Source organism: Mesorhizobium sp. C089B, from assembly GCF_030323125.1.
Classification (GTDB): domain Bacteria; phylum Pseudomonadota; class Alphaproteobacteria; order Rhizobiales; family Rhizobiaceae; genus Mesorhizobium.
Genome location: NZ_CP100469.1, coordinates 5,279,719 through 5,306,107, shown reverse-complemented (window position 1 = coordinate 5,306,107; position 26,389 = coordinate 5,279,719). Strand labels below are relative to the sequence as shown.

24 protein-coding genes, 1 other RNA gene and 1 pseudogene are annotated in these 26,389 nt (G+C 62.5%); 8 read left to right on the top strand and 18 right to left on the bottom strand.

The annotated features are described in order from the left end of the window. Window positions 1-3: 3 nt before the first annotated feature. From bfr to NLY44_RS26095, 3 genes are read right to left on the bottom strand one after another with little or no spacing between them, the layout of a single operon-like run. Window positions 4-489, bottom strand: a complete 486-nt coding sequence (gene bfr, locus NLY44_RS26105) for a bacterioferritin (RefSeq protein WP_023806299.1) — start codon at window positions 487-489, stop codon at window positions 4-6. After that, window positions 455-766 carry a (2Fe-2S)-binding protein gene (locus tag NLY44_RS26100; protein ID WP_023669536.1) on the bottom strand — a complete coding sequence of 104 codons (312 nt, stop codon included), beginning with the start codon at window positions 764-766 and terminating at the stop codon, window positions 455-457. The genes bfr and NLY44_RS26100 overlap by 35 nt, the downstream gene beginning before the upstream one ends. A 59-nt stretch (window positions 767-825) precedes the next feature. Beyond that, complete coding sequence (locus NLY44_RS26095) at window positions 826-2,118, bottom strand: imelysin family protein (RefSeq protein ID WP_023692591.1); 1,293 nt, start codon at window positions 2,116-2,118, stop codon at window positions 826-828. 490 nt (window positions 2,119-2,608) lie between these two features. Here NLY44_RS26095 and NLY44_RS26090 point away from each other — a divergent pair, with 490 nt between their 5' ends. Then, the gene (locus tag NLY44_RS26090) at window positions 2,609-3,862 is read left to right on the top strand and encodes an NAD(P)/FAD-dependent oxidoreductase (RefSeq protein WP_286455705.1); all 1,254 of its coding nucleotides are present in this window, start codon (window positions 2,609-2,611) and stop codon (window positions 3,860-3,862) included. A 121-nt stretch (window positions 3,863-3,983) separates the two neighbouring features. Here NLY44_RS26090 and NLY44_RS26085 read toward each other — a convergent pair whose 3' ends face one another. Further along, a complete protein-coding gene (locus NLY44_RS26085; RefSeq protein WP_023806301.1) occupies window positions 3,984-5,261 on the bottom strand; it encodes a 4-aminobutyrate--2-oxoglutarate transaminase in 1,278 nt (425 codons plus the stop codon). 195 nt (window positions 5,262-5,456) lie between these two features. On the opposite strand from NLY44_RS26085, the pseudogene NLY44_RS26080 reads away from it, so the two are divergent. After that, window positions 5,457-6,225 (top strand): annotated as a pseudogene (locus NLY44_RS26080) (efflux RND transporter permease subunit); the annotation flags it as partial. Between the two features lie 12 nt (window positions 6,226-6,237). Here the strand turns inward: NLY44_RS26080 and NLY44_RS26075 are convergent. The 12 genes from NLY44_RS26075 to ffs form a co-directional block, all read right to left on the bottom strand. Further along, the gene (locus tag NLY44_RS26075; protein ID WP_023696743.1) at window positions 6,238-6,576 is read right to left on the bottom strand and encodes a DUF2185 domain-containing protein; all 339 of its coding nucleotides are present in this window, start codon (window positions 6,574-6,576) and stop codon (window positions 6,238-6,240) included. A 38-nt stretch (window positions 6,577-6,614) separates the two neighbouring features. Beyond that, complete coding sequence (locus NLY44_RS26070; protein WP_023669527.1) at window positions 6,615-7,364, bottom strand: ABC transporter ATP-binding protein; 750 nt, start codon at window positions 7,362-7,364, stop codon at window positions 6,615-6,617. Then, window positions 7,361-8,197, bottom strand: a complete 837-nt coding sequence (locus NLY44_RS26065) for an ABC transporter ATP-binding protein (RefSeq protein WP_023669526.1) — start codon at window positions 8,195-8,197, stop codon at window positions 7,361-7,363. The genes NLY44_RS26070 and NLY44_RS26065 overlap by 4 nt, the downstream gene beginning before the upstream one ends. A gap of 10 nt (window positions 8,198-8,207) precedes the next feature. Next, window positions 8,208-9,128 (bottom strand): ABC transporter permease, encoded by a 921-nt coding sequence (locus NLY44_RS26060; protein ID WP_023669525.1) that lies wholly within the window; start codon window positions 9,126-9,128, stop codon window positions 8,208-8,210. After that, on the bottom strand, window positions 9,125-10,192 hold the full coding sequence (locus NLY44_RS26055) for an ABC transporter permease (RefSeq protein WP_023669524.1): 1,068 nt from the start codon (window positions 10,190-10,192) through the stop codon (window positions 9,125-9,127). The genes NLY44_RS26060 and NLY44_RS26055 overlap by 4 nt, the downstream gene beginning before the upstream one ends. Window positions 10,193-10,211: 19 nt before the next feature. Next, window positions 10,212-11,855, bottom strand: a complete 1,644-nt coding sequence (locus tag NLY44_RS26050) for an ABC transporter substrate-binding protein (protein ID WP_023708185.1) — start codon at window positions 11,853-11,855, stop codon at window positions 10,212-10,214. Window positions 11,856-12,119: 264 nt separating this feature from the next. Next, window positions 12,120-13,397, bottom strand: a complete 1,278-nt coding sequence (locus tag NLY44_RS26045) for a lytic murein transglycosylase (RefSeq protein WP_023669522.1) — start codon at window positions 13,395-13,397, stop codon at window positions 12,120-12,122. 175 nt (window positions 13,398-13,572) lie between these two features. After that, window positions 13,573-14,178: a recombination mediator RecR gene (recR, locus tag NLY44_RS26040; RefSeq protein ID WP_023669521.1), complete on the bottom strand. Its 606-nt coding sequence runs from the start codon at window positions 14,176-14,178 to the stop codon at window positions 13,573-13,575. A 96-nt stretch (window positions 14,179-14,274) separates the two neighbouring features. Then, window positions 14,275-15,243, bottom strand: a complete 969-nt coding sequence (locus NLY44_RS26035; RefSeq protein WP_023669520.1) for a cell wall hydrolase — start codon at window positions 15,241-15,243, stop codon at window positions 14,275-14,277. 215 nt (window positions 15,244-15,458) lie between these two features. Continuing rightward, window positions 15,459-15,782, bottom strand: coding sequence for a YbaB/EbfC family nucleoid-associated protein (locus NLY44_RS26030; RefSeq protein ID WP_023669519.1), 324 nt, complete (start codon window positions 15,780-15,782; stop codon window positions 15,459-15,461). 31 nt (window positions 15,783-15,813) lie between these two features. After that, the gene (locus NLY44_RS26025) at window positions 15,814-17,625 is read right to left on the bottom strand and encodes a DNA polymerase III subunit gamma/tau (RefSeq protein WP_023669518.1); all 1,812 of its coding nucleotides are present in this window, start codon (window positions 17,623-17,625) and stop codon (window positions 15,814-15,816) included. Window positions 17,626-17,829: 204 nt separating this feature from the next. Then, an RNA gene (gene ffs, locus NLY44_RS26020) (signal recognition particle sRNA small type) lies at window positions 17,830-17,926 on the bottom strand. A gap of 157 nt (window positions 17,927-18,083) precedes the next feature. Between ffs and NLY44_RS26015 the strand changes: the two genes are divergently transcribed. The 3 genes from NLY44_RS26015 (at window position 18,084) to NLY44_RS26005 (ending at window position 19,860) form a co-directional block, all read left to right on the top strand. Further along, on the top strand, window positions 18,084-18,503 hold the full coding sequence (locus NLY44_RS26015; RefSeq protein WP_023669517.1) for an HIT domain-containing protein: 420 nt from the start codon (window positions 18,084-18,086) through the stop codon (window positions 18,501-18,503). 35 nt (window positions 18,504-18,538) lie between these two features. After that, a complete protein-coding gene (gene nudC, locus NLY44_RS26010; protein ID WP_023751922.1) occupies window positions 18,539-19,480 on the top strand; it encodes an NAD(+) diphosphatase in 942 nt (313 codons plus the stop codon). A 74-nt stretch (window positions 19,481-19,554) separates the two neighbouring features. Next, window positions 19,555-19,860, top strand: a complete 306-nt coding sequence (locus tag NLY44_RS26005) for a Dabb family protein (RefSeq protein ID WP_023669515.1) — start codon at window positions 19,555-19,557, stop codon at window positions 19,858-19,860. Window positions 19,861-19,867: 7 nt separating this feature from the next. Here NLY44_RS26005 and NLY44_RS26000 read toward each other — a convergent pair whose 3' ends face one another. Continuing rightward, on the bottom strand, window positions 19,868-20,731 hold the full coding sequence (locus NLY44_RS26000) for a prephenate dehydratase (RefSeq protein WP_023682034.1): 864 nt from the start codon (window positions 20,729-20,731) through the stop codon (window positions 19,868-19,870). 23 nt (window positions 20,732-20,754) lie between these two features. Beyond that, entirely contained in the window at window positions 20,755-21,480 is a 726-nt protein-coding gene (locus NLY44_RS25995) for a 3-deoxy-manno-octulosonate cytidylyltransferase (protein WP_023669513.1), read from the bottom strand. 193 nt (window positions 21,481-21,673) lie between these two features. Here NLY44_RS25995 and NLY44_RS25990 point away from each other — a divergent pair, with 193 nt between their 5' ends. From NLY44_RS25990 to NLY44_RS25980, 3 genes are all read left to right on the top strand, one after another. Next, a complete protein-coding gene (locus NLY44_RS25990) occupies window positions 21,674-22,339 on the top strand; it encodes a c-type cytochrome (RefSeq protein ID WP_023669512.1) in 666 nt (221 codons plus the stop codon). A gap of 151 nt (window positions 22,340-22,490) precedes the next feature. Continuing rightward, entirely contained in the window at window positions 22,491-24,368 is a 1,878-nt protein-coding gene (locus tag NLY44_RS25985) for an extracellular solute-binding protein (protein ID WP_023669511.1), read from the top strand. Continuing rightward, the gene (locus NLY44_RS25980; RefSeq protein WP_023806304.1) at window positions 24,368-26,236 is read left to right on the top strand and encodes an extracellular solute-binding protein; all 1,869 of its coding nucleotides are present in this window, start codon (window positions 24,368-24,370) and stop codon (window positions 26,234-26,236) included. The genes NLY44_RS25985 and NLY44_RS25980 overlap by 1 nt, the downstream gene beginning before the upstream one ends. Window positions 26,237-26,389: the final 153 nt, after the last annotated feature.

Here is a 26,389-nt window from a genome sequence, read left to right as displayed (position 1 = left end):
GTCCTATTCCGCCTCCTCCGCCGATGCGGCGTTGAGCTGGCCGTATTTTTCCTCGCCGATCGAGGCAAGGAGGTCGAGCTGCGTCTCGAGGAAGTCGATGTGACCTTCCTCATCCGCCAGCAATTCCTCGAACAGCTTCATCGTCACGTAGTCGCCGGCTTCGTTGCAGATCTCGCGCGAACGCTTGTAGGCGGTGCGTGCGTCATATTCGCCGGCGAGATCGGATTCGAGCACTTCCTTGACGTTCTGGCCGATGCGCAACGGCGCCACGGACTGCAAATTGGGATGCCCTTCGAGGAAGATGATACGGGCCACCAGCCGGTCGGCATGGTGCATCTCCTCGATCGATTCGGCGCGTTCCTTCTTTGCCAGCTTGGCATATCCCCAATCTTCGAGCAGGCGGAAATGCACCCAGTATTGATTGACGGCGCCAAGCTCCAGGAACAGAGCCTCGTTAAGCCGCTCGATGATCTGCGGTTCGCCTTTCATGGATTCTGCTCCCATATTGGACGCGCAGGCCTCTGACGCGATCCAGGTGTGAAACGATGTCCACGCCGCTCGCCTCCGAACGGGTGTGGTAATTTTCGGTGACCCGAATGATCGTTTCGACCACATTTGGGAAGCAGCCGCAACAGCGACCGCGCTTTTGCATCGTGTGATAGACCTTCGCCGGCACGATCAGTTGCCAGGGGTCCTGATCCAGCAGATCGACGATCGTCTGCTCAATCTCCTTTTCGGTGATGATGTTGCAATGGCAGATCAGCATGGATTGGCTCTGGCTGACGGCGCCCCTCCGCGCCGTTTGGCTGGTAGTTGGTTGGGGTGCTACTTGAACACCTTGTCCGGTGCGTCGAGGCTGTCGGACCCCTCGAAGGCTATGTTGTTCAGGTTCAGCGCGCCGACGGCGCGTTCGATCGACTTGGTCTGGTCGACCAGCGCGTCGATTGCCGCCTGCACGGTAGCATTGCCTTCGGTGTTGCCCTCGGCGATCTGCTGGTCGTAGGCCTCGCCGGCCACTTCCCGCGCCTTGATCGCCTCCATCTTGGCGACCGAGACATCGAGCTTGTCGGACAGTTCCTTGTCGATCGCCGGATCGGCCGCCTTGACCATATCGTGCACCGACGGGCCTGAAACGACGGTGCCGTCGATGCGCGTGTAGCTGGCGAGATAGGCGGCGCGGATGCCGATGGCGTCATAGAGATGCGAGTTGTAGGTATTATCCGAGAAGCAGTCGTGCTCCTCTTCGGGATCGTGCAGCAGCAGGCCGAGTTTCATGCGCTCCCCGGCCAGTTCGCCGTAGGACAGCGAGCCCATGCCGTTGAAGATCACCGAGATAGCGGTGTTCGGCTGGCCATCGACGAGGTTCTTGCGGGCGGCGCCGTCTTCCTTCCAGTTGCCGACCATCTCCTGCAGGTCGGAGACCAGAAGATCGCTGGCCGACTTCAGATACTCGGCCCGGCGATCGCAATTGCCGCCGGTGCAGTTCTTGAGGTCGTAGTCGGTGTACGGACGCTCGCCGGCGCCCGGGCCGGTGCCGTGCAAATCCTGGCCCCAGAGCAGGAATTCGATGGCGTGATAACCGGTGGCGACATTGGCCTCGATGCCGCCGGCCTCCTGCAGCGTGCCGGCGAGGAACTCCGGCGAAAGCTTCGAGGCGTCGACCTTCTTGCCGTCGATCTCGATGTCCTTGTTAGCGATGACATTGGCGGTGTAGAGCGCGTTGGCGTCGGACTCGGTGCCGTAGCTCTTGGCGACGTAGTCGATCAGGCCTTCGTCGAGCGGCCAGGAGTTCACCTTGCCTTCCCAGTCGTCGACGATCTTGTTGCCGAAGCGGTAGACCTCGGTCTGCTGGTAGGGCACGCGCGACGCCTTCCAGGCATCGCGGGCGGCATTCAGCGTGTCCGCCGACGGGTTGGCAAGCAGCGCGTCGACAGCCTTGTCGAGCGCCTGCGCCGTGGTCAGCGAATCCTCGTACTTGGCCAGCGCGATGTCGGAATAGGTCTTGATGACCGCCTTGGCATCGATCTCCGCCGCCTTGGCCGGCAGGATGAAAACCGCCGCCGTCAACATAGCCGTGGCACCGATCGCAGCCAGTCTGCCGCCATATCGCGCTGTCATCATCAGTCTCCAGTTCAAAGGGGATTCGGTAAAAGGCGCGCGTGCCAAACGGTGCCGGGACATAGGCATGCCGTAGGACACCACAGATGCCGCGCCGCTCTGCGGCTCACGGGAGAAAGACACCAAATGCCTCCAATCGAACGGGTTCAAGGCCCAAACATCAAAGGGATGCGCTGACGCGCGAGCCTCCATAAAACGATGGCGAGGCCGGAAGTCAACTGGTGAACCCTAGAAAATTCAATTGAAACAACAGTTTAGAATTATTCTAAACTAGCACTATCAACTTTAAATCGTAGCCAGCAGCCAAGGTGAGAGACGCCGCGATTGACAAGCGACCGTTCCGGGTGCGACCCGGACCGGGGCTCTTGCGACGGCGGCAGACAATCGCCATCTGGCGGAACGGCTCACAATCAAAGCATGATGTCGTCCGAAAACCGCTTCACACTTTTCGGCATCATGCTCCAGATTTGAAACAGGAATTCGGGTTGCGATGAAGAACGGGGTCGTCATTGTCGGTGCGGGTCATGCGGGCGTGCAAGCGGCCGCCAGCCTGCGCGAGGAAGGCTATGACGGGCCTGTCATACTGATCGGCGACGAAACCGATCTGCCCTATCACAAGCCGCCGCTGTCGAAGACCTTCATCAAGGACGCCGATGCCAAGCCGCAACCCTTGCGCGGCGAGGCCTTTTACACCGGCAGCGCCATCGACTTCAGGCCGGGCGTCCGAATCGACAGCATCGATACGGCAGGCCGCAAGCTGGACATAGCGGGCGGCGGCGTGCTGCCGTTCGACCGGCTCATCCTGGCCACCGGTTCGCGGCCGCGGCTTCTGCCGCTGCCGGGCGCCGACCTCTCGGGCGTGCTGTCGCTGCGCTCGATCGCCGATGCGCGGCTGATCCGCGCGCTCAGCGCCCAAAGCGAAGACGTGGTCATCCTCGGCGGCGGCTTCATCGGGCTGGAGATCGCGGCAACGCTGAGGGCCGCCGGCCGCAACGTCACCCTGGTCGAGGCTGTCGACCGGCTGCTTGGCCGCGCCGTGGCGCCGGTGGTGGCGAGCCATGTCCGCCAACGGCTGGAGGCGATCGGCGTGCGTATCCTCACCGGCACCACCATTGCCAGGCTGGAAGGGGAAAACCGCCATGTCTGCGCTGCCATCACCTCCACCGGCGAAAGGCTGCCCGCGCGCATGGTCATCGTCGGCATCGGCGCCGTGCCGAATGTCGAACTTGCGCAGGCTGCCGGACTGACTGTCGCCAATGGCATCCGCGTCGACCAACAGATGCGCACCTCAGTGCCTGATATTCTGGCCATCGGCGACGCCGCTTCCTACCGCCACTGGTCGACCGGCGGCGACGTGCGGCTGGAATCGGTGCAGAACGCCACCGACCAGGCGCGGCTTGCCGCACGCACGATCACCGGCCATACGGACGCCTATGCGGCGGTGCCGTGGTTCTGGTCTGACATCGGCGACATGAAACTGCAGATGGTCGGGCTGACCTCGGGCGGCGACAGCCATGTCGTGCTGGGCGACCTCGCTGAGAACAAGTTCTCGATCTACCACTATGCTGGAAGCCGGCTGCTCGGCATCGAATCCGTCAACAGGCCGGGCGACCATATGCTGGGCCGCAAGATGCTCGGGGCCGGGTTTTCGCCGATGGCGCAGACTGTTGCGGAAGGGCCTGATGGGCTGAAGGCGGCGCTGGCCGCGTTCCAGCAGGATGAGCCGGCACGGGCTGCGGGCTAGACACACTTACCCTCCCCCTTGTGGGGAGGGTCGCTGCGAAGCAGCGGGGTGGGGGTCGGCGCGAGGCCCCCCACCCGGACCTGCGGTCCGACCTCCCCACCAGGGGGAGGTAGGGTTTGCGCTAGACAGCGCAGACTTCGCGGATCGAGCTTTCCAGAATGTCGAGCGCCTCGTTCATGACATTGTCCTGGATGGTGATCGGAGCCAGGAAACGGATGACGTTGCCGTAGACGCCGCAGGTCAGCAGGATCAGCCCCTTGTCGAGCGCCTTCAGCCGGATCGCATTGGCGATCTCGGCCGACGGCAGGCCCTTCTTGACGTCGTTGAACTCGACCGCGTTCATGAAGCCGAGACCCCTGATGTCGACAATCTCGGGCACATCGTCGCGGATCGACTGCAGCCGCTGTTTCAGCCGGGCGCCCAGCGTATTGGCGCGGTCGCACAGCTTTTCGTCCTCGATTACGTCGAGCACGGCGTGTGCTGCGGCGACACCGATCGGGCTGCCGCCATAGGTGCCGCCGAGCCCGCCAGGACCGGGCGCATCCATGATCTCGGCGCGGCCGGTGACCGCCGCCAGCGGGAAGCCGCCGGCCAGGCTTTTCGCCATGGTGGTAATGTCGGCCGCGACCTCATGATGGTCCATGGCGAACATCTTGCCGGTGCGGGCAAAGCCGGTCTGCACCTCATCGGCGATCAGCAGCATGCCGTGCTGGTCGCAGAGCTTGCGCAGCGCCGTCAGGAATTCGCGCGGCGCGTCGTAGAAGCCGCCCTCGCCCTGGACCGGCTCGATGATGATGGCGGCAACGCGAGCCGGGTCGACATCGGCCTTGAACAGTTTGTCGAGTGCGGCCAGCGAATCGGTTGTAGACACGCCGTGCAGCGGCACCGGAAACGGCGCGTGGTAGACGTCGCCCGGCATGGCGCCGAAGCCGACCTTGTAGGGCACGACCTTGCCGGTCAGCGCCATGCCCATGAAGGTGCGGCCGTGGAAGCCGCCGGCAAAGGCGATGACGGCTTGGCGGCCAGTGGCGTTGCGGGCGATCTTGATGGCGTTCTCGACGGCTTCAGCGCCCGTGGTGACGAAGATGGTCTTCTTCTCGAACTTGCCGGGCAGCATGCCGTTCAGCCGTTCGGCCAGCCGCACATAGCTCTCATAGGGCACGACCTGGTGGCAGGTATGGGTGAAGCGGTCGAGCTGTGCCTTGACCGCCTCGATCACCCTGGGATGGCGGTGGCCGGTGTTGACGACGGCGATGCCCGAGGAGAAATCGATGTATCGGCGGCCTTCTACATCCCAGATCTCCGAATTCTCGGCGCGGTCGGCATAGATCTGCGTTGTCATGCCGACGCCGCGCGAGATCGACTGGTTCTTGCGCTCGGAAATGGCTGCGTTCTTCATTTCGTCCCTCATCGGGCCGACGCCCGTTCTCGTTAGATGAATGCCAAGGCCTCTTCTGACCTTATTTCACGTTTTCCTCAAGTTGGCACCGCCGCCGGGCGATTGGGCCTGTCGTCGATGCGGGCCACTTCGACAGACCGGTCTTAACCAGCCGACCGATACACGTACGGGGCAGTCCGTGACGGCTCACCCGTCACCGGGAACGGCGAAGCGATCCCGCTCGCGGCAGTGGCGACTTCCGCTACGACCTCGAACAGCCGACGGTGTGGCGGCGCAACCGCATCCCGACGATCACCGTTCGCGCAGGCCTCGTTGGCGACGTGCTGCCGGCCACCGTCGTCAACGAATTGAAGCCGTCGGTCGACGCCTTCATCGCCAAACTGCCGCCCGCTATTCCGTTGCAACCGCCGCTCGGTCGAAGAAAGCGCAAAAAGCCGCAGCGGTGGTGCCGCTGATGCTGTTCGTGATGGCGACCATCCTGATGATCCAGTTGCAAACTTTTCAGCGCCTGTTCCTGGTGGTGGCGGTGGCGCCGCTCGGCCTGATCGGCGTGGTCGCGGCCCTGGTGCCGAGCGGCGCACCGCTCGGCTTCGTCGCCATTCTGGGCGTCCTGGCGCTGATCGGCATCCTGATCCGCAACTAGATGATCCTGATCGTGCAGATCGAGGATCTGGTGGCCGAGGGCCAAGACCGCTGGGAAGCCGTGATCGAAGCGACCGAGCACCGCATGCGGCCGATCGCGCTGACGGCCGCGGCCGCCAGCCTGGCGCTGATCCCGATCGCGCGCGAAGTGTTCTGGGGCCCGATGGCCTACGCCATGATGGGCGGCATCATCGCCGGCACGGCGATCACGCTGCTGTTCCTGCCGGCGCTTTATGTGACGTGGTTCAGGATCAAGGAGCCTAAGCAGGGGGACGAACCATCTGTTCCGGAGAACGGCGAACTGGCGCAAGACCCCGCTTAAGGCTTTGCCGGATCATTCGTTATCGTTAGAGGGTTCGGGGCGCGATTTCGCTCGCTGCCATGGCGATGATTTTGACGTCCGCCAAGCATGCCAGCCTTTTGGCAAGTCGGCCAATGCCAGGATGCTTTCATCCTGCTGCACCACCTCTTGCAGGCCAACGAGCATTATCTCGCGTTCATCCCAATCTCGAGAGTCGCTGCTATAGAATTGCCAACTGCCCCCTTCATCGTTGTAGTTCTCGTCATCGTCAGCTTCATGCACAACGTATGCGATCCAGTCGCCCCGTTTGAATATGCTCTTGTCCGATAGCACCGCGACATTGGGCGGATCTGCAAACTTCCATTCTTCCATGGAATTCCCCAAGCGATTATTCTGCGGAAGAAACTAGTTCACGCCGTCCGAACAAACCCCTCGCTCGCCCTAAGCAAATTGCGTGTGTAATCCTTCTCCACGCGGTGCCCGATCAGCTGGCCCGCCGTCAGGTTCTCCACCGCTTCGCCGTTCTGCATCACCATTAGGCGCTCGCACATATGGGTGATGATGGCGAGGTCGTGGCTGACCATCAGGAAGGTCAGCTTGCGCCGACGGCGAACCTCTTCCAGCAGGTTGAGCACTTCCGCCTGCACCGAAGCGTCGAGCGCCGAGGTTGGTTCGTCGAGCAGCAGGATCGACGGTTCGAGGATGAGCGCCCGCGCGATCGCCACGCGCTGACGCTGACCGCCGGAGAGCTGGTGCGCGTAGCGGAAACGGAAACCGTTGCCTAATCCGACCTCGTCGAGGGCGCGCTGGATGCGTTGCTCGCCATCGGCAAAGCCGTGAATGGCGAGCGGCTCCTGCAGCAGGCGGTCGACGGTCTGACGCGGGTGCAGCGAACCATAGGGGTCCTGGAAGACCATCTGCACTTCGCGATAAAAAGCCTTGTCGCGGCGCGCTCCCAGCGTCTTGCCATTGACCGTGATAGTACCGGATGCGACAGGCACCAGGCCGGCAATGGCTTTGAGCAGCGTCGACTTGCCGGAACCGCTCTCGCCGACCAGGCCGAAGGATTCGCCGGACTTCACCTCGAGGTTCGCCCCTTTCAGCGCGCGAAAACGGTCGAACACCACCTCCAGCCCTTCAATCGAAATGGCTGGCGTCATGCCGCCCACTCCGGCTTGCGGTCGAGCACCGGCAGCGGGTGGCGTTCGTAACCGATCCTGGGCATGCAGTTGAGCAGGCCGCGCGTGTAGGGATGCTGGGCGTCGCGCAGCTCCGACGCCTTGAGCTGCTCGACCACCTTGCCGGCATACATGACGATGACGCGGTCGCAGAAGGAGGCGACCAGCCGCAGATCGTGCGAGATGAAGATCAGACCCATGCCGCGCTCACTGACCAAGCGGTCGAGGATGCCGAGCACATCGAGCTGAACGGTGACGTCGAGCGCCGAGGTCGGCTCGTCGGCGATCATCAGTTCCGGTCCGGCGATCAGCATCATTGCGATCATGGCGCGCTGGCCCATCCCGCCGGACACCTCGTGCGGATGCAGGTCGAAGACACGCGAGGGATCGCGGATCTGCACAGCTTCCAGCATGGCCAGCGCCCGCTCGCGCGCTTCGGCCTTGGAGACCTTTTCATGCGTGCGCAGCGTCTCGACGATCTGGCGGCCGATGCTCATCACCGGGTCGAGCGAATATTTCGGATCCTGCAGGATCATGGCGATGCGTTTGCCGCGCAGCGCCCGGCGCTGGCGGGCGGGTATGTCCAAAAGATCGATGCCGTCCAAGGCGAGCTTCTTGGCCGAAACCAGAGCCTGCGGCGGCGTCAGCCCCATGATGGCGCGGCCGGTCTGCGACTTGCCGGAGCCGCTTTCGCCGACAATGCCCAGCCGCTCTCGGCCGAGCGAGAAGGTGACGCCGCGCACCGCCTGGATGAGGCCGGTCCGAGTCGGGAAGGTGACGCGCAGGTCGTCGACATCGAGAAGTGCACCGCTCATTGGTCACCACTCATTGGTCGCCACTCCGGGGATCGAGCGCATCGCGCAGGCCGTCGCCCAGCAGGTTGAAGCCGAGACTGACGATCAGGATGGCGAAGCCGGGCGCGCCGGCCACCCACCATTGGTCGAGCACGAAGCGACGGCCGGACGCGATCATGGTGCCCCATTCCGGCAGCGGCGGCTGCGCGCCGAGGCCAAGGAAACCGAGGCCGGCGGCGGTGAGGATGATGCCGGCCATATCGAGCGTCACCCGGATGATCAGCGAAGAGATGCAGAGCGGCATGATGTGGCGCAGCACGATGCGGAACGGCGAGGCGCCCATCAATTGCACCGCCTTGATGTAATCGGAATTGCGCACGGTCATCGTCTCGGCCCGCGCAATTCGCGCGTAAGGCGGCCACGAGGTGATGGCGATGGCCAACACCGCGTTTTCGATCCCGGGGCCAAGGGCGGCGACAAAGGCCAGTGCCAGGATCAGCTTGGGGAAGGCGAGGAAGATGTCGGTAATGCGCATCAGAATGGCATCGGTCCAGCCGCCGGCATAGCCGGCGACGGTGCCGACCAAAAGGCCGATGGGGGCTGCGATGACAGCGACAAGAATGACGACATAGAGGGTCCAGCGTGAGCCAAAAAGAATGCGCGAATAGATATCGCGGCCGAGATCGTCGGTGCCGAACCAATGCGCCGCACTCGGCGCCAAAAGCCGGGCATTCTTGAGATCGCCGATGGTCGGCAAATAGGGCGCCAGCACATCGGCAAAGGCTGCGACCAGCAGCAGCGCGATGATGATGAGCAGGCCGAGAAACGCCAGCCGGTTGGCGGAAAAGCGCCGCCAAGCGACGTAGGCGCGGCCGAGCCGTGCCTGCATGCGCGAGGCCGGCCGATCGCTGAGCAGCCAATCGCGGCGCGTTTGGATTGCTTCGGCGCTCATCCTGTCTTCGTCCTCGGATCGAGCACCTTGTAGAGAACATCGGACAGGAGATTGATGCCGATGAACACCGAACCGATGACGATGGTGCCGCCGAGCACGGCGTTCATGTCGGCGTTCTGCAGCGAATTGGTGATGTAGAGGCCGATGCCGGGCCAGGAGAACACCGTCTCGGTCAGCACCGAACCTTCGAGCAGCCCGGCATAGGACAGCGCGATCACCGTGACCATCGGCACCGCGGCGTTGCGCAGCGCATGGCCCCAGATGATTCGCGTTTCAGACAGGCCCTTGGCGCGCGCGGCGACGATGTATTCCTGCGACAGCTCGTTCAGCATGAAGGAGCGCGTCATCCGGCTGATATAGGCGAGCGAGAAATAGCCCAGCAGCCCTGCCGGCAGGATGATGTGGCGGTAAGCGTCGTAGAAGACATCCCACTGGCCCTGCAGCGCGGCGTCGAGCAGGTAGAAGCCGGTGATCGGTGTGAATGTGTACTCGTAGACGATGTCGAGGCGGCCGGGAAAAGCCACCCATTGGAGCTTGGCGTAGAACAGGACAAGCCCCAAAAGCCCGATCCAGAAGATAGGCACGGAATAGCCGATCAGGCCGACAATGCGAACGATCTGGTCGATGAGACTGCCGCGTTTTACCGCTGCCAGCACGCCGAGCGGCACGCCGATCAACGAGCCTATCAAAGTGCCCAAAGTCGCCAGTTCGATCGTTGCCGGAAAGGCACGGCGGATGTCGGTCATCACAGGATTGGTGGTCAGCACAGAGGTGCCGAAATCACCGTTCAGCGCATGCTTGAGATAGATATAGAATTGCTCGATCAACGGCAGGTCGAGCCCCATCTCGCGGCGGGTGCGCTCGACGACATTGGCCGGTGCGCGGTCGCCGAGCACCGCCAGCACCGGATCGATCGGGATGACGCGGCCGATGAAAAAGGTCACCGCGAGCAGGCCGAGATAGGTGGTGACGGCGATGACCAGGAAGCGGCCGATCGCCAACAAGATAGCGACGGCGCGGGCGCTTCCCTGCCCCGCCGTCGCCTGGTTTTCAATCGCGCTCATCAGGGCGCGTCCGCCGGCGCTATTCCTTGGAGACCGGGCCGACGAAGTTGGTGTCGAAGCTCGGACCGAGCGCAAAGCCTTTCAGGTTTTTGCGCAGGCCTGCCACTTCCAATTGCTGGTGGATGATTACGAAGGGGCTGGTGTCGAGGATCGTCTTTTCAAGGCTCTTGTACATATCGGCGCGCTTGCCGGCATCCTTCTCCAGCAAGGCTGCTTCGGTCTGCTTTGTCAGGTCCGGGATGTCCCAGGCATTGCGCCAGGCCAGCGTCTTGGTCTTGCCTTCATCCGAATTGTCCGGGTTTGAGGCAAAGGTCTGGGCGTTGGAGTTCGGATCGAAATAGTCCTGGCCCCACTGGCCGATATAGATGTCATGATTACGGGCGCGGTATTTGGTCAGCGTCTGCTTGCCGTCGCCCGGGATAATTTCCAGCTTGATGCCGGCCTGGCCAAGCGTCTGCTGGATCGATTCCGCCATGCCCGTTGTCGGCTGTCCCGTGCGTACATCCATGGTTACGCTGAAGCCGTCGGCCAGGCCGGCCTTGGTCAGCAGTTCCTTGGCCTTGGCGACGTCGAACTTGAACGGATTTTCGTCCAGTTCGCCCAGCACGCCCTTGGGCAGGAAGGTCTGGTGAATCTCGCCAATGCCCTTGAGGATGGTCGTGCTCAGCGCATCGTAGTCGACCAGATATTTGAACGCCTGGCGAACCTCGGGCTTGGCGAGGTTCGGATTCTTCTGGTTGAGGCTGATATAATAGACCGTGCCCTTCGGCGCGCTGGTCGTGGTGAGATCGGCATTCTTGGCGATGGCGTCGAGATCGTTCGGCTCGAGGTTGCGGGCAACGTCGATGTCGCCTGCTTCGAGCGCCAGGCGCTGTGCCGAGCTTTCCTTCATGTTGCGGTAGATGACGCGGGCGAGCTTGGCCTTCTCGCCATTGTAATTGTCGTTGCGCTCGAGCACGACGACCTCATTGGCCCGCCATTCGCGCAGCTTGTAGGCGCCGGAGCCGGCATAACCGGTCTTCAGGAAGGCGTTGCCGAAATCGTTGTCCCATTTGTAGTCGGCACTCGGCGTCACCGCGGCGACATGTTCCTTGACCAGCTTTGCGTCGACGACCGAAGCGACCGTTGCCGACAGGCAGTTTAACACGAAGCTCGGCGCATAGGCCTTGTCGACGGTGAACTGGAAGGTGGTGTCGTCGACGGCCTTGGCCTTGTCGGCGACGTTGTCGCCGCTGATGCCGAACTGGTTGATGATGAATGCTGGCGGCTTGTCCAGCTTGATGGCGCGCTCGAAGGAATAGGCGACATCGCCGGCTGTCAGTGGATTGCCCGAAGCGAACTTTAGGCCGGGCTTGAGCTTGAACGTATAGACCAGGCCGTCGTCGGAGACGGTCCAGCTCTCGGCAAGGTCGCCCTTGACCTTGGAGGTGTCGCTGAGGTCGAGGCGGACCAGCAGATCATAGGTGTTGCCGGTGACTTCGGCGGTCGACAGTTCGAACGCCTCGCCCGGATCCATGGAGATGATGTCGTCGATGGCAAAACCTTCGACCAGCGTGTCGGCGGGGGTCACGGCAAAGGCCGGCGCGACGCCAATGAGCAGAGCGGACATGGCAGCACCTGCGAGCCAGACGCGCGAACGTAGAGCAAACTTTTCCATCATCATGATGATTGTTCCCTGTTTTGTTGATTGTTGACCCCGAGTTCCCGGCTCAGGGCTGCAGTAATCTTTTTCGCGGCCGGAGGACGACCGTTAGACCCCATACCGTGTTGATTTTTTTCCAGTTGGTCAACACCCTATCCGGCAGCCCTCCAACCGGCAACGGGCATTTTTGCGAGCCGGCATACTGGACCGGAATATGCTGTGCGCGTCGAAGCATGGGCGAGCCAATTGCAGCCGCCGATGGGGAAAAATCTGCTCTTTTCGGTGTTACTTGATGGCAGCAACCAGATCGGCGTCGGGGAAGCAGGTGGCGGGGCGGCCGTTCTTTTCCTGCCAGGAGCCGATCGAGCGGCGGGTCTTGAAGCCGGGCAGACCATCGGCGCTGCCGACATCGTAGCCCTTGGCCTCCAGCGCCCGTTGCAGCGCGGCGATGTCGGAACGATGCAGGCCGCCGACCGCACCCCAGCTGCGGACAAAATCAGCATCGCCATGGGCGATGCGGTCAGCGCCATGGCCGATGAACAGGGCGTAGAGGTCGCTGGTGTTGTATTGCTTCAGCACGTAAAAATTCGGCGTGGCGATGAAGGCCGGACCGCTGCGTCCGGCCGGCATCAACAGGAACCCTTCCGCCTTCAGTTCGTTGGCCGGAAAGGCTTTGCCGCCGACGCGGCTGATTCCCATCGCCGCCCAGGTTGAGATCTTCTTGCCCTGGTCGGGACCTTCGAGCGAGCAGGAAACGCTTTCCGGAACCGTCACCTCGAAACCCCAGCCACGCCCCTTCACCCAGCCATAGTGGACGAGAAAGTTGGCGATCGAGGCCAGCACGTCCGGCGTCGAATTCCAGATGTCCGGGTGCCCATCACCGTCGTAGTCGACGGCGTGCTTCAGGAACGAGGTCGGCATGAATTGCGGCTGGCCGAGCGCGCCGGCCCAGGACGATTTCATGGCGCCGACCGGCGCCAACCCATGCTCGACGATCTCGAGCGCCGCCAGCACCTCGGTGCGGAAGAAGTCCTTCTTGGTCGACATGAATGCCTTGGTGCCGAGCACCTCGAAGGCGTCGTAGGGCATTTTCGCCGCGCCGAAGCCGGTCTCGCGGCCCCAGATCGCCAACAGTATCTCGCCCGGGACACCGTAGCGCTTTTCGATCGCAGCCAGCGTCTTGGCGTTGGCCGCCTCGCGCGTGCGCGCACCTGACGTGACGGCGCGCACCGTCTTTTCGGCGAAATAGGCGCCGGGCGAACCGAACTCGGCCTGATGCTGTTTTTGCGGGGTTTTGGGTTTCTCGCCGGGCAGGACGAGGTCGGGCAATTTGAGGTTCGGCTTCACGCCGTCGAAAGCGGCGTCGAAAGTGGATTTGGAGATGCCTTTGGTCTGGGCTTGCGGCCAGAGATCGGTTTGCAGCCAGGCGCGGAACTGGTCATCGATTTTGGCAGCGGAGGCGGGGGCTACAAAAAGCAGGGCAACAAGGGATGCGAGGAGCGCAACGAGCGCCAATCCGAAAGATCCGCGTTCTGTCGCGCCCCCCTCTGTCCTGCCGGACATCTCCCCCTCAAGGGGGGAGATTGGCTGTCGCTTCGGTTTTCGCCAACCACCAGCGTTGAAAGAAGAATGCCGCCCGAGAAGCTGCTGATCTCCCCCCTTGAGGGGGAGATGTCCGGCAGGACAGAGGGGGCCCCGAAGGAATGCTGTCATCTCCGGAGCATCCCCGCCAATTGCGTCAAAACGCCGTCCGCGATCGCAACGCGGCTGCCAGCGTACCCTCATCCAGATAATCAAGCTCGCCGCCAACCGGCACGCCATGGGCAAGTCGTGTCACCTTGACCTCGAAGCCCGACAACTGGTCGGTGAGATAATGCGCCGTCGTCTGGCCCTCGACGGTGGCGTTGACGGCGAGGATCACCTCCTTCACCTCGCCGCCGGCGACGCGGTCGACCAGCGAGCGGACATTGAGCTGGTCGGGGCCGATGCCGTCGAGCGGCGACAGCGTGCCGCCGAGCACATGGTAGCGCACATTCATGGCCGCCGCCCGCTCCAGCGCCCAGAGGTCGGAGACATCCTCGACGACGATCAGCGTCGAGGCATCGCGGCGCGGATCGGTGCAGATCATGCAAGGGTCGGAGGTATCGACATTGCCGCAGGTCGTGCAGATGCGCACCTTGTCGGCGGCTTCAGCCATGGCGGCGGCGAGCGGCGACAAAAGCTGCTCCTTCTTCTTGATGAGGTGCAGTGCCGCACGCCTGGCCGAACGCGGCCCTAGCCCCGGGACCTTGGCCAGGAGCTGGATCAGGCGTTCGATCTCGGGACCGGCGATTCGCTTCGACATCGCACTGATCTAGGATTTTTCCGCGCGCTTTGAAACATGCGCATACGCACCGAGCCCGCCATGCTGCCATGGCGGGCTCGGAAACTGTTTTAGGCGTCAGTAGGCTGAGAGCGGCCGGGTTTGATCGACGATCATTGCGCCGATAGCGTCGGTGTTCTCAGGCGTCGACTGGAAGCCCATCGACGCTTCCTGCGTTGCCGATGGAACCGAGGTGATGTAGCGGGCGTTCAGCGTGCCGCCGAAACGCGAGGCATCGGGCTCGGCCATCGGCTCCTGCATCGCCACCTCCGTCTGCTTGGCGGCGACGCGGGCGCTCTTGGCGGGCGCCGCGGAAGCCGTCACATAGGTCTGCTCGGCCGGGGCACGTGTCGCCTTGGCTGCGCGAACCGCCGCGGCCTGCTTGGCCGGATCTGGACGGACAATGGTCTTCACCACCGGCTCGGCGTAGGCAACCTGCAACGGCGCTTCAGGCACAGGCGCGCGCGGCTGCGCCGAGGCAACCATGGTCGTGGATTCATCCGGCAGCGGCTGCCAGTTGCGACCGCGCTTCTCGTAGAAGGCGTTGCCGCCGGCAACCATGGTGTAATGCATGTTCTTGTAGGGGAACCTCAGTCCGGCGGTGTGGAAGTACATCGTGTTCTTCAGCTTGGCCTTGCGCTCGCCCTTGAGCACCGCATCGGCGGCCTCCTCGACATCGGGCATCGCTTTCGAATTCATCGCCCGCGTCATCACGCCGGGCGCGAACTGGCCCGGTTCGCCAACCACTTGGCAAATGGTGCTGCCATGATTGCCGGAGCGCAGCCGGTTCATCACCACCGTGCCGACGGCGATCATGCCGTCACGGCTCGAGCGGTTGGACTCGAAGAACATCGCCCGCTCCAGGCATTCCTTCTCCTTCGGCGTGTTGCGGTAGGCGCGCGTCGAAAGGAAGCTGGGCGTGATGGCGTCGGTCAGGCTGGCGACCGACAGGCCATGCGAAGACGTGGTCTGGCTGCAACCGGCCAGGAACACAGGAGAGAAGATAATGCCGAGCAGAAGCGGCGTCTTCCATCGCGTAGCGATCAACAAAAATGCCTCATTGTCCAGATGCCAGCTCGCCCCGAGATGTGGCAAGAATGAGACTCTTAAAGGCAAAAAGATGGCTAAAGGATTAGCTTTCGTGCAGCATAGGTAAAACTTTATAAATGCCCGGATATGTCCGTGAGCAAAGCCCGAGAAAGTCTTAACAACAGCCTCCGCAGCCGATTTCCCTTCATAATCAATTAACTGGTTGGGCCGGCTCAGAACGGCAATTTCATTCCGGGCGGGATCGGCAAGCCTGCCGTCAGCGCCTTGGTCTTCTCCTGCATAATCTGCTCGACCTTATTTTTGGCGTCATTGTGAGCGGCCAGCAGCAGGTCTTCGAGAATCTCGACCTCGTCCTCCTTGAACAGCGACGGATCGATCTTCAGCGACTTCATTTCGAACTTGCCGGTCAGCGTGACATTGACCAGCCCGCCGCCCGCCTGCCCGCTTGCTTCAATCGTCGCGATCTCGTCCTGCATGGCCTGGAACTTGGCCTGCATTTCCTTCGCCTTGCCCATCAGGCCGAGAAGATCTTTCATGGTCGGGTCCTTTGCGGATTCGTGGCTATGGTCAGGTTTCGTCGTCGTCGGATGGCGGCTCGACCGGCGCTTCGGCCTTGTCGGTGTCGACTTCCGGCGCGTCGGGAATGCGCACGTCGATAATCTTGGCGCCGGGAAAGCGCGCCAGGATGGCGGCCACAGCCGGATCGCTTTTCGCGTCGGAGAAAGCAGTCTCGCGCCTGGTCGATTCCATCTCGGCCAGCGTTTGGCCGCCCTCTTCCTTCGACAGCGACACCAGCCAGTTGCGGCCGGTCCAGGCGCGCAGCTTCGTCGTCAAGTCGTTGAGCAGCATCTTGGGCGCATCGGCGGTCAGGCCGACGTCGATACGGCCGGGCTCGATGCGCACCAGGCGAATACAGCTCTTGACCAGCACCTTGAAGGCGATGTCACGCTGCGCGTCGGCAAGAGCGACAATATCGGCCAGCGATTTCAGCGGCGGCGATTGCGGCTCGACGACCGGCTGCGGAGGCGCGACAAAGGCGACCGGGGGCGCGTCGACCAATCGCATGGTTTGCGCACCGGCTGGCCCGGACGGCATCCGGGTCTGCGCTACCGCGCTGGCGCCGCCGCCATTGCCGGCATTTACCGGCGCACCATTCGGGCGTGACACACCACCGGACGCCGGAGCGCCGCTCTCTAGAGATTTCAGCGCCTCGTCCAGCGTCGGCAGGTCGGCGGCATGCGCCAGGCGGATCAGCACCATCTCGCCGGCGCTGACCGGGCGGTTGGACGACTGCACCTCGGGAATGCCTTTCAAGAGCATCTGCCAGGTCCGCGACAGAACCTTGACCGACAGCGTGCTGGCGAAGTCGGCGCCGCGGCGGCGCTCATCCTCGGACAGGGAAGCGTCGTCGGCAGCCGTCGGCACGAAGCGCAGCCGGGTGACGAGGTGGTTGAATTCGGCCAGATCGGTCAGCACGGCAGCCGGATCGGCGCCGGTGTCGTACTGGTTGCGGAATTCGGCAAGGGCGGCCGCCACATCGCCCTTCATGACATGTTCGAACAGGTCGACGATGCGGGCGCGGTCGGCGAGACCCAGCATGGCGCGCACCGCTTCGGCGCTGACGGCGCCGCCGCCATGGGCGATCGCCTGGTCGAGGATGGAGAGCGAATCGCGGGCCGAGCCTTCGGCGGCGCGCGCGATCATCGCCAGCGCGTCGTCGTCGACCGATATGCCTTCCTTGCCGGCAATCGAGGAGAGGTGCGCGACCAGTGCGCCAGCATCGATGCGTCTCAGGTCGAAACGCTGGCAGCGCGACAGCACGGTGATCGGCACTTTGCGGATTTCGGTGGTGGCAAAGATGAATTTGACGTGCGGCGGCGGCTCTTCCAGCGTCTTCAACAGGCCGTTGAAGGCCTGGGTGGAGAGCATGTGCACTTCGTCGATGATGTAGACTTTGTAGCGCGCCGACACCGGGGCATAGCGCACGCGCTCGATAATGTCCCTGATGTCGTCGATGCCGGTATGCGACGCGGCGTCCATCTCGATGACGTCGACATGGCGGCCTTCCATGATCGCCTGGCAGTGCTCGCCCAGGAGGGCGAGGTCGACCGAGGGATGGTCGACCGTCGGCGTCTTGTAGTTGAGCGCCCGCGCCAGGATGCGCGCCGTCGTGGTCTTACCGACGCCGCGCACGCCGGTCAGCATCCAGGCCTGGGCGATGCGGCCTGTGGAGAAAGCGTTGGTCAAAGTGCGGACCATCGGCTCCTGGCCGATCAGTTCGGAGAAATTCGACGGACGATATTTGCGCGCCAGCACGCGATAGGCGACGGCCTTTTGCTTCTCCAGGTTTTCGGGGTCCGAATTTCCGGCTTCGCTCATTCGCCCGTAAAGCTCCAAAAGGCCGCGTCTCAGCGTAGCCGATTCCTGCTAGATCGTTTCACCGTTTTCTGAAACGGCAAACCGCTCTACCCTTTGCTTTAACGCAATTCCGGACGGGAAACCGCTCACACTTTCCCTGGAATTGCTCCAATAGTCTCGCCCGCGCTGCAATGCGTCGTCAATGTCGCGAGAGGGGCCGATGAGGTGGGAGGCTGGAACAATGACCCGTTCCGGGCTCGTTAGGGCTGCTTCCTTCCGGACCTGACCCGGTTGGCGAGTGGATCGTCCACCACCAACCTCCCGCGTTCCATATCGGCAATTCAGCGATCAAATGCAAGGGTGCATTGAGAATCGGATGCCCGTGAACTCCGCCGCTCAATGAATCGCTTGCAGCCCCCGTGCAGCCGCTCTAGCGTGATGAGTTTGGGAATAATGCGAGAAGCGCAAGGGAAACGCCAATGCTACCGGGCCTCAAGGCCGGATTCACGCTCGACTCCAGGCTGGAGGCGGATAGCGAGCAGCTGATGTGGCTCGGCCTGTGCGAGCTCAGGGTGATGAACGATAGCCGCTGGCCATGGCTGGTCCTGGTGCCGCAGCGGCCGGGGGCCGAAGAAATCCACGACATGACGCCGCTCGACCAGGCGATGTTGACCTTCGAAACCAACATGGTGGCGCAGGCGCTGAAAAGAACCACGAGCTGCACCAAGATCAACACCGGCGCGCTCGGCAACATCGTTCGGCAATTGCATGTCCACGTCATCGCCCGCTCGGAAGGCGATCCGGGCTGGCCGGGGCCGGTGTGGGGGCACGGCATGCGCGAGCCCTATGAGCGTTCAGGCATCCGCCAGTTTGCGCAACAGATCAAGGCGGCGCTATAAGCCGCCTGTGTCCATCCCTAGACGTTCGAGCTTCCATGACCCTTCGCCTTTTTGACGCGCCCTTGCGCGAACCGAGCCAGTTCGTCGGCTTCGCCGGAAACACGATTGATCGGCAATCCGAGAACCGCGCCGACGATTCCGTCGAAAGGGCGTTGGCCGATCCCTCGGCACGTCTTCTGCCGATGCATGGCGGACGGCTGTATCTGAAATTGCACGATGGCAGCTTCGACCCTTGGTTCGATCTGGCTGAGAGCCAGAAGCTGCAGCCATCACTCGCACAAGGCGTGCTGCTTGGCTTTGCCGAGAGCGGCCCGGTACTTGCCGTGCCGGTCGGCCTCGATCCCGAACAGCTGCCGGAGACCATGAAGGCGATCGATTATCGCTCGGTCTATATGCAGGGGCTGATCGACGAGGCGGCAGCGGGCGCGCTGGCGCAAGGCGCCGCCCTGCTTGCCTGGCATGCCACCCATCGCTTCTGCAGCAAATGCGGCCATGAATCGCAAATGCGGGCCGGCGGCTACAAGCGCCATTGCCCAAATTGCGGCACCGAGCACTTTCCACGCACCGATCCGGTGGCGATTATGCTGACGGCGACGCGGGAAAAATGCCTGCTCGGCCGCGGCCGGCATTTCGGGCCCGGCATGTACTCGGCGCTTGCCGGCTTCATCGAGCCGGGCGAGACGATCGAGGCGGCGGTGCGCCGCGAAACGCTGGAGGAAGCCGGCATCCGGCTCGGCCGCGTTGTCTACCATGCCAGCCAACCCTGGCCGTTCCCCTATTCGCTGATGATCGGCTGTTTCGGCGAACCGCTCAGTGACGACATCCAGGCCGATCTCAACGAGTTGGAAGATTGCCGCTGGTTTTTTCGCGACGAGGTGCGTTCCATGCTGGAGAGGACGCACAAGGACAATCTGGTCACGCCGCCGAAAGGCGCGATCGCGCATCATCTGATCCGCGCCTGGGTCGACAGCGAATAAGACTTGTTATTTTACGCAATTCCGGACGGAAAACCGCTTCACACTTTTCCTGGATTGCTTAACGGGAGCAAAAAATGATCCGTCACACCGTGGTTTTCACCCTGAAGCACCCGCAGTACTCGCTGGAGGAAAAGCGGTTCCTCTCCGATGCCAAGCGCATTCTCAGCGCAATCAAGGGCGTCACCCATTTCGAGCCGCTGCGGCAAGTCAGCCCGAAGAACGACTATCACTTCGGCTTCTCGATGGAGTTCGTCGATCAGGCCGCCTACACCAGATATAACGAGCATCCCGACCACGTTGCCTTCGTGCGCGACCGCTGGATCCCGGAAGTCGAAACCTTCATGGAAATCGACTATGTGCCGCTGACCCTGCTGGTTTAGGGGAACCTTAGTCCGCGACCTTCCACTGCTCGCGCGACTCGCTGGCGGGATAGACACCCAGAATGCGCACTTCGCGCGAGAAGAAGCGCAGTTCGTCCAGCGCCAGCTTGACCAGTGGATCGTCGGGATGGCCCTCGATATCGGCGTAGAACAGCGTCGCGGTGAAGGCGCCCAACTGATAGCTCTCCAGCTTCGTCATGTTGACGCCGTTGGTGGCGAAACCGCCCATTGCCTTGTAGAGCGCAGCCGGCACGTTGCGGACACGGAACATGAAGGTCGTCATCATCTTGGTGTCGGCCGAGGGCCGTTCGGCCAATCGCTTGTCCTTGGTCAGCACGACAAAGCGGGTGACATTCGAATCCGTGTCCTCGACGTTCTTCTCGATGATGTCGAGGCCGTAGAGTTCTGCGGCTAGCGCCGGGGCGAGCGAGGCCATGGTGCGGTCCTTGAGCTCCGAGACCAGCTTCGCAGAGCCCGCCGTGTCGCCGGCGATCACCGGCTTCCAACCGTTCTTGCGGATGTATTTGCGGCACTGTCCCAGCGCATGGATATGGCTGTGCACGGTCTTGATCTCTTCGCGTTTGACGCCTGGCAGCACCATCAGCTGGAAGTGGATCGGCAGAAAATACTCGCCGACGATGTGGAGTTTCGATTCCGGCAAGAGATGATGAATGTCGGCGACGCGGCCGGCGATGGTGTTTTCGATCGGGATCATGGCGAGGTCGGCCTTGTTGGTCTCGACCGCGTTGAAGGCATCCTCGAAGGTGGGGCACGGCAACGGCTCCATCGAAGGGAACATGTTGCGGCTGGCGGTGTCGGAATTGGCGCCCGGTTCGCCTTGGAAGGCTATTCTGTTGGTCTTGTCAGGCATGCCGATATCTCAGGTTGAAGGTCTCAGGAAAGAATTTGTCGGGCGCGTTCGAGGTCTTCCGGCGTGTCGACGCCCAGCGGCAGCGATTGCACGATCTCGGCATCGATGCGCATACCGGCCTCCACCGCCCGCAACTGCTCCAGCCGCTCGCGCCGTTCGAGCGGCGAAGGTTTTAGCGCGACGAAGCGTTCGAGGGCTGAGCGCCGATAGGCGTAGAGGCCGACATGGTGATAGAGCGGCCCCTCGCCCCAGGGCGCGGTGGCGCGGGTGAAATAGAGCGCCTTCAGCCGCGTCGCCGACAACGGCGAACCGACGATCTTGACGACGTTGGGGTTGGCCTTTTCCTCGTCGCGGACGATCTCGACGCCGAGCGTGGCGATGTCGACCGCAGCGTCCTCGAACGGTTTCAGCGCCGCACCGATGATCTTGGGATCGATGGTCGGCAGGTCGCCCTGCACATTGACGATGGTTTCGACCTTGCGATCGGGGTCGAGGGCGGTCAGCGCCTCGAAGATACGGTCGGAACCGGATTCGTGGTCGGTGCGCGTCATCACCGCCTCGAAACCGTGCGCGCGCACCGCTTCGGCCACGTTGCGCGTGTCGGTTGCCACCACTACCCGGCCAAGCCCAGCCTCAGCGGCGCGGCGGGCGACATGGACGATCATCGGCGCGCCGGCTATGTCGGCCAGCGGCTTGCCCGGCAGGCGCGTCGAGGCCATGCGGGCCGGGATCAGGATGAGCGTGGACATCGAGGTTGCAAGGCGTTCGAAAGAGGATGGGGAAAGTGGCAAAAGGTCTCACTGGAAGCGCCCTTATAGGTGTTGCAACGCCCAAGCAAAAGACCTAGTTTCCGCCCGATTTGACCGGCTCGACGGGGTGGGTCACGATACCGACGGACGGAGTGGACGGAGAGGTCCGCCGGAAAAGGGAGCCCTGGGGCGTATGGATTCCAACGAAGTCAACAAACTGCTCGCCGGGTTGCTTGGAACCTGTTTCGTCGTCTTCTCGGTCGGTTTGGTGTCCGACGCCCTGTTTGCCTCGCCGGCGCCGGAAAAACCCGGCTTTGCCATCGAGGCGACGGAGCCTGCCGAAGGCGGCGCCGCCGGACCCGCAGCAGAGGCGAAGCCGATCGCCGACCTTTTGGCCACCGCCAATGTCGAGCAAGGTGCGGCCGTCTTTAAGAAATGCCAGGCCTGCCATTCCGGCGAAAAAGGCGGCCCCAACAAGGTCGGCCCGGATCTCTGGGACATCGTCGACCGCCCCGTCGCCGAGCATGAGGGCTTTGCCTATTCGGCCGGCATGAAGGAGTTTTCCAAGGGCGGCGCCGAGAAGTGGACCTATGACAATCTCAACCACTTCATCACCTCGCCGAAGAAATTCGTGAAGGGCACGGCGATGGGCTTTGCCGGCCTGCCGAAGGACGAGGACCGCGCCAACGTCATTGCCTATCTGCGCACGCTGTCGGATAGCCCGAAGCCGCTGCCGACGCCAGGTGCCGCCGCCGATGCAACGGCGCCGGCCAAGCCGGCCGAGGGTGCCGCTCCGGCCAAGCCGGCTGAAGGTGCAGCTCCAGCCCCTGCGACGCCGGCACCGGCGCCCGCCAAATAACCGAATTGTCATCTCCATGACCTCAAAAAAGCCGGGTTCAGCCCGGCTTTTTGTTAGGAAAATCGCATATGCGGCGACAAAGCCGCCGCATGGCGGTTTTCACCGGCGTCAAATCATTTAGGATTGCCGGGCATCGCGACGAGGAGAACGCATGACGGTTGGCCGAACGCTTCTGAGGTCCTTTCTGGTTGTGGGCGCCCTCGCAGGCGGCCTGCAGGCATCCTTCCCCCAGGAATGGCACACCACCTCTTCGCTGATCGGCCCCTCCAAATATGGCGAGAACTTCCAGCGCTACGATTATGTGAATCCGGATGCACCGAAGGGCGGTACCTACAATTCGGTCGTTTCCGGCACGTTCGACAGCTTCAATCCCTATATCGTTCAGGGATCGCCGGCGGCCGGCCTGCAGCCATTTGGCGGCGGCCTGCTCTACGACACGCTGATGGACCAGGCGACTGACGAAGGTAGCGTCAGCCACCCGCTCGTCGCCGATGCCTACAAGTACCCGACCGACTATTCCTCGGCCACCTACCGGCTCGACCCGCGGGCGAAATGGCATGACGGACAGCCGATCACAGTCGACGACGTGATCTGGTCGTTCCAGGTGCTGAAGGCCAACAGCCCGATGTACAGCCGCTATTTCGAAAACGTCACCGACGCCGTCGCTGTCTCGGACCGTGAGGTCGAGTTCCACTTCGACCAGAAGGGCAATCGCGAACTGCCCAAGATCCTCGGCGACCTTGTCGTGCTGCCCAAGCATTGGTGGGAAGGCACCGACGCCAATGGCAAGAAGCGCGACATCACCAAGGGGACGCTGGAGCCGCCGCTGGGCTCGGCTGCATACAAGATCGCCAGCTTCAAGGCGGGGTCGGAAATCGTCTGGCAGCGCGTCCCCGACTATTGGGGCGCCAAGCTGGCTGTGAAGATCGGTCGGGAGAATTTCGACACGCAGCACTTCACCTACATTCTTGACGACAACGCCTCCTGGGAGGCGTTCAAGAAAGGTGGCCTCGACGATATCAAGCCGGAAAACAGCTCGAAGCGCTGGGCGACATTTTATGATTTCGCGGCGATCAAGGCCGGCGATGTGATCAAGCAGGAGTTCAAGACCACCTCGCCCGAGCCGATGCAGGCTTTCATGCTCAACCAGAGACACAAGCTCTTTGCCGATCGTCTGGTCAGGGCCGCGCTCACCTATCCCTTCGATTTTGAATCGATGAACCGCACGCTGTTCTTCGGTTTCAACACCCGCACCCACAGTTATTTCCAGGGCACGGAACTGGCCTCGAGCGGCCTGCCGCAAGGCAAGGAGCTGGAGATCCTGGAGAAGTACCGCGACAAGCTGCCGCCGGAAGTATTCACGCAGGAATTCAAGCTGCCGGTCTACGATTCGCCGCAGGCGGAGCGCAAATATCTGAAGCAGGCGGTCGACCTGTTCGCCCAGGCCGGCTGGGTGATCAAGGGCGGCAAGATGGTCAACGCCAAGACCGGCGAGCCATTCAAGTTTGAAATCCTAGGCTCGAATGAAACCGACCAGGTCATTTCCAGCCCCTGGATCGCCAATCTGCGCAAGATCGGCGTCGATGCGACACTGCGCATCGTCGACCCGAGCCAGTACACCAACCGCGTCAGAAATTTCGATTACGACGTCATCACAGGACAGCTCCAACAGTCGGAATCGCCCGGCAACGAGCAGCGCGATTTTTGGAGCTCCAAGTCCGCCGACACACCGGCATCGCGCAATTATTCCGGCATCAAGAACCCGGTCGTTGACGCCCTTGTCGACCGCATCATTTTTGCCACGGATCGCGATGACCTCGTCGCCACCACCCATGCGCTCGATCGCGTGCTGCTGTGGAATTACTATGTGGTGCCGCAATACTATCGCGCCGTTGTGTGGCTGGCTTACTGGAACAAGTTCGGCATCCCGGAAAAGCAGCCCGGCTACCGTGGCGCCGATATCGATTCCTGGTGGATCGATGCGGACAAGGAAAAGGCCCTGGCCGCCAAGTACAAGGGCAGCAATTGATGGCGGGGCTCCCTCGCCGCGATTTCCTGGCCCTCAGTGGCGCCGCGGCCGTTGCTGCGCTGCTGCCGGGCAAGGCTTTCGCCGCCAGCCCAACCGGCGTGAAACTGCATGGACTGTCGGCTTTCGGCGACCTCAAATACAAGCCGGACTTCACTCATTTCGACTATGTCAATGTCGATGCGCCGCAAGGTGGCGTCTTCAACTTCCTGCCGCGCAACTGGCTTGCCAACCAGACGCCGCTGACCTTCAACACGCTGAATTCGTTCGTCCCCAAAGGAGATTCGCCCCAGCGCACGGAGATGTGCTTCGATTCACTGATGGTGAGAGCGTACGACGAACCTGACGCCGTTTACGGGCTGATCGCTGACGGCGTGACGATTTCCGACGACCGCAACGACTTCACCTTCTCGCTGCGCCCGCAGGCCCGCTTCCATGACAGCACGCCATTGACGGCCGAGGATGGCGCCTTCACCTTCAAGCTGCTCAAGGACAAGGGGCACCCGTACTATTCCCTGCCGCTAACGCATCTGGATGACGCGATTGCCGTGGATGCCCACACGCTGCAGCTTAGGTTTTCCGGCAAGCAGACAAGCCGCACCATCCTCAACGTCGTCGAGTTCCCGGTCCTGTCGAAGGCGTTCTACACGGCCAACCCGTTCGATTCCTCGCAGATGAACCCGCCGTTGGGGTCAGCCGCCTACAAGGTCGGTCGCTGGTCGGCCGGGGCCTGGATCGAATATGAGCGTGTGGCTGATTATTGGGGCAACGACCTGCCGGTCAATCGCGGCCAGAACAATTTTCAGCGGATCCGCGTTGAGTTCTATCAGGACCGTAGCGTTGCCTTCGAAGCGTTCAAGAAGGGAGAAATCCTCTACAGGGAGGAATTCACCTCGCGCGTCTGGGCGACCGGCTACGACTTCCCAGCCTTCACTGCCGGCAAGGTAGTGAAGCACGAATTCCCGGCCGAAACGGTGCCTTCGATGCAGGGCACCGCCGTCAACCAGCGGCGCGAGCAGTTTCGCGACTCGCGCGTGCGGCAGGCGATCGGGCTCTGCTTCGACTTCGAATGGACGCGGCGCAATTTCTTCTACGGTTCCTATGAGCGCTCGCAATCCTGCTTCGAGAAATCCGAATTTCGCGCCGAGGGCAGACCGTCGCCACAAGAATTGGCTCTTCTTGAGCCGCTGCGTGAGCAGATTCCCGCCGAGGCTTTTGGCGAAGCCGTGATCCAGGACGCGTCGAACGGCTCCGGCCGCGACCGGCAGTTGCTTGGCAAGGCGGCCAAGCTTCTGGCCGAGGCCGGCTGGAAACGGTCCGGCAATTTCGTCGTGAACGACAAGGGTGGTCGGTTGTCCGCAGAGTTTCTTGTCGACGACGAAGTCTTCGAACAGGTCTACTCGCCCTGGGTCGAAAACATGAAGGCGGTCGGCATCGATGCCTCGATCCGGCTGGTGGATGCCGCGCAATATCAGCTGCGGCAGAATTCGTTCGACTACGACCTCGTCTCGGTCGCGGCCTCGTTTCCGGCGACGCCAACCCGTGACGACCTCGAAACCATTTTCCATTCGCGAGCAGCTACCGTATCGGGCTCTCGCAATCTGCCGGGAACGTCGAGCCCGGCCATCGACGCCCTGGTTGACGCCGCAGGTGCCGCCGAGGGTCGCGAAAGCCTGACAATTGCCATGCGCGCGCTCGACCGGGTCTTGCGTGCACGGAGGGATTGGATTCCAAGTTGGTTCCTGGCGAATCATCGAAGCGCCTATTGGGACATGTTCGGTTTTCCCGAGCGGAAACCCGATTTCGACTTCCCGGTCGAAGCGCTGTGGTGGGTCGACAAGGGCAAGGCGGCAAAAATTGGCAAAGGGTAGGCTGTTGCGCGGCACTTTACCCTCCCCCTCGTGGGGAGGGTCGGTGAGCACTTCGTGCGCAGCGCGAATGGCGAACCGGGGTGGGTGTGACGGCGTACGCCGGATCGAGACTACCCCCACCCCGCTCCGCTTCGCGGATCGACCCTCCCCACA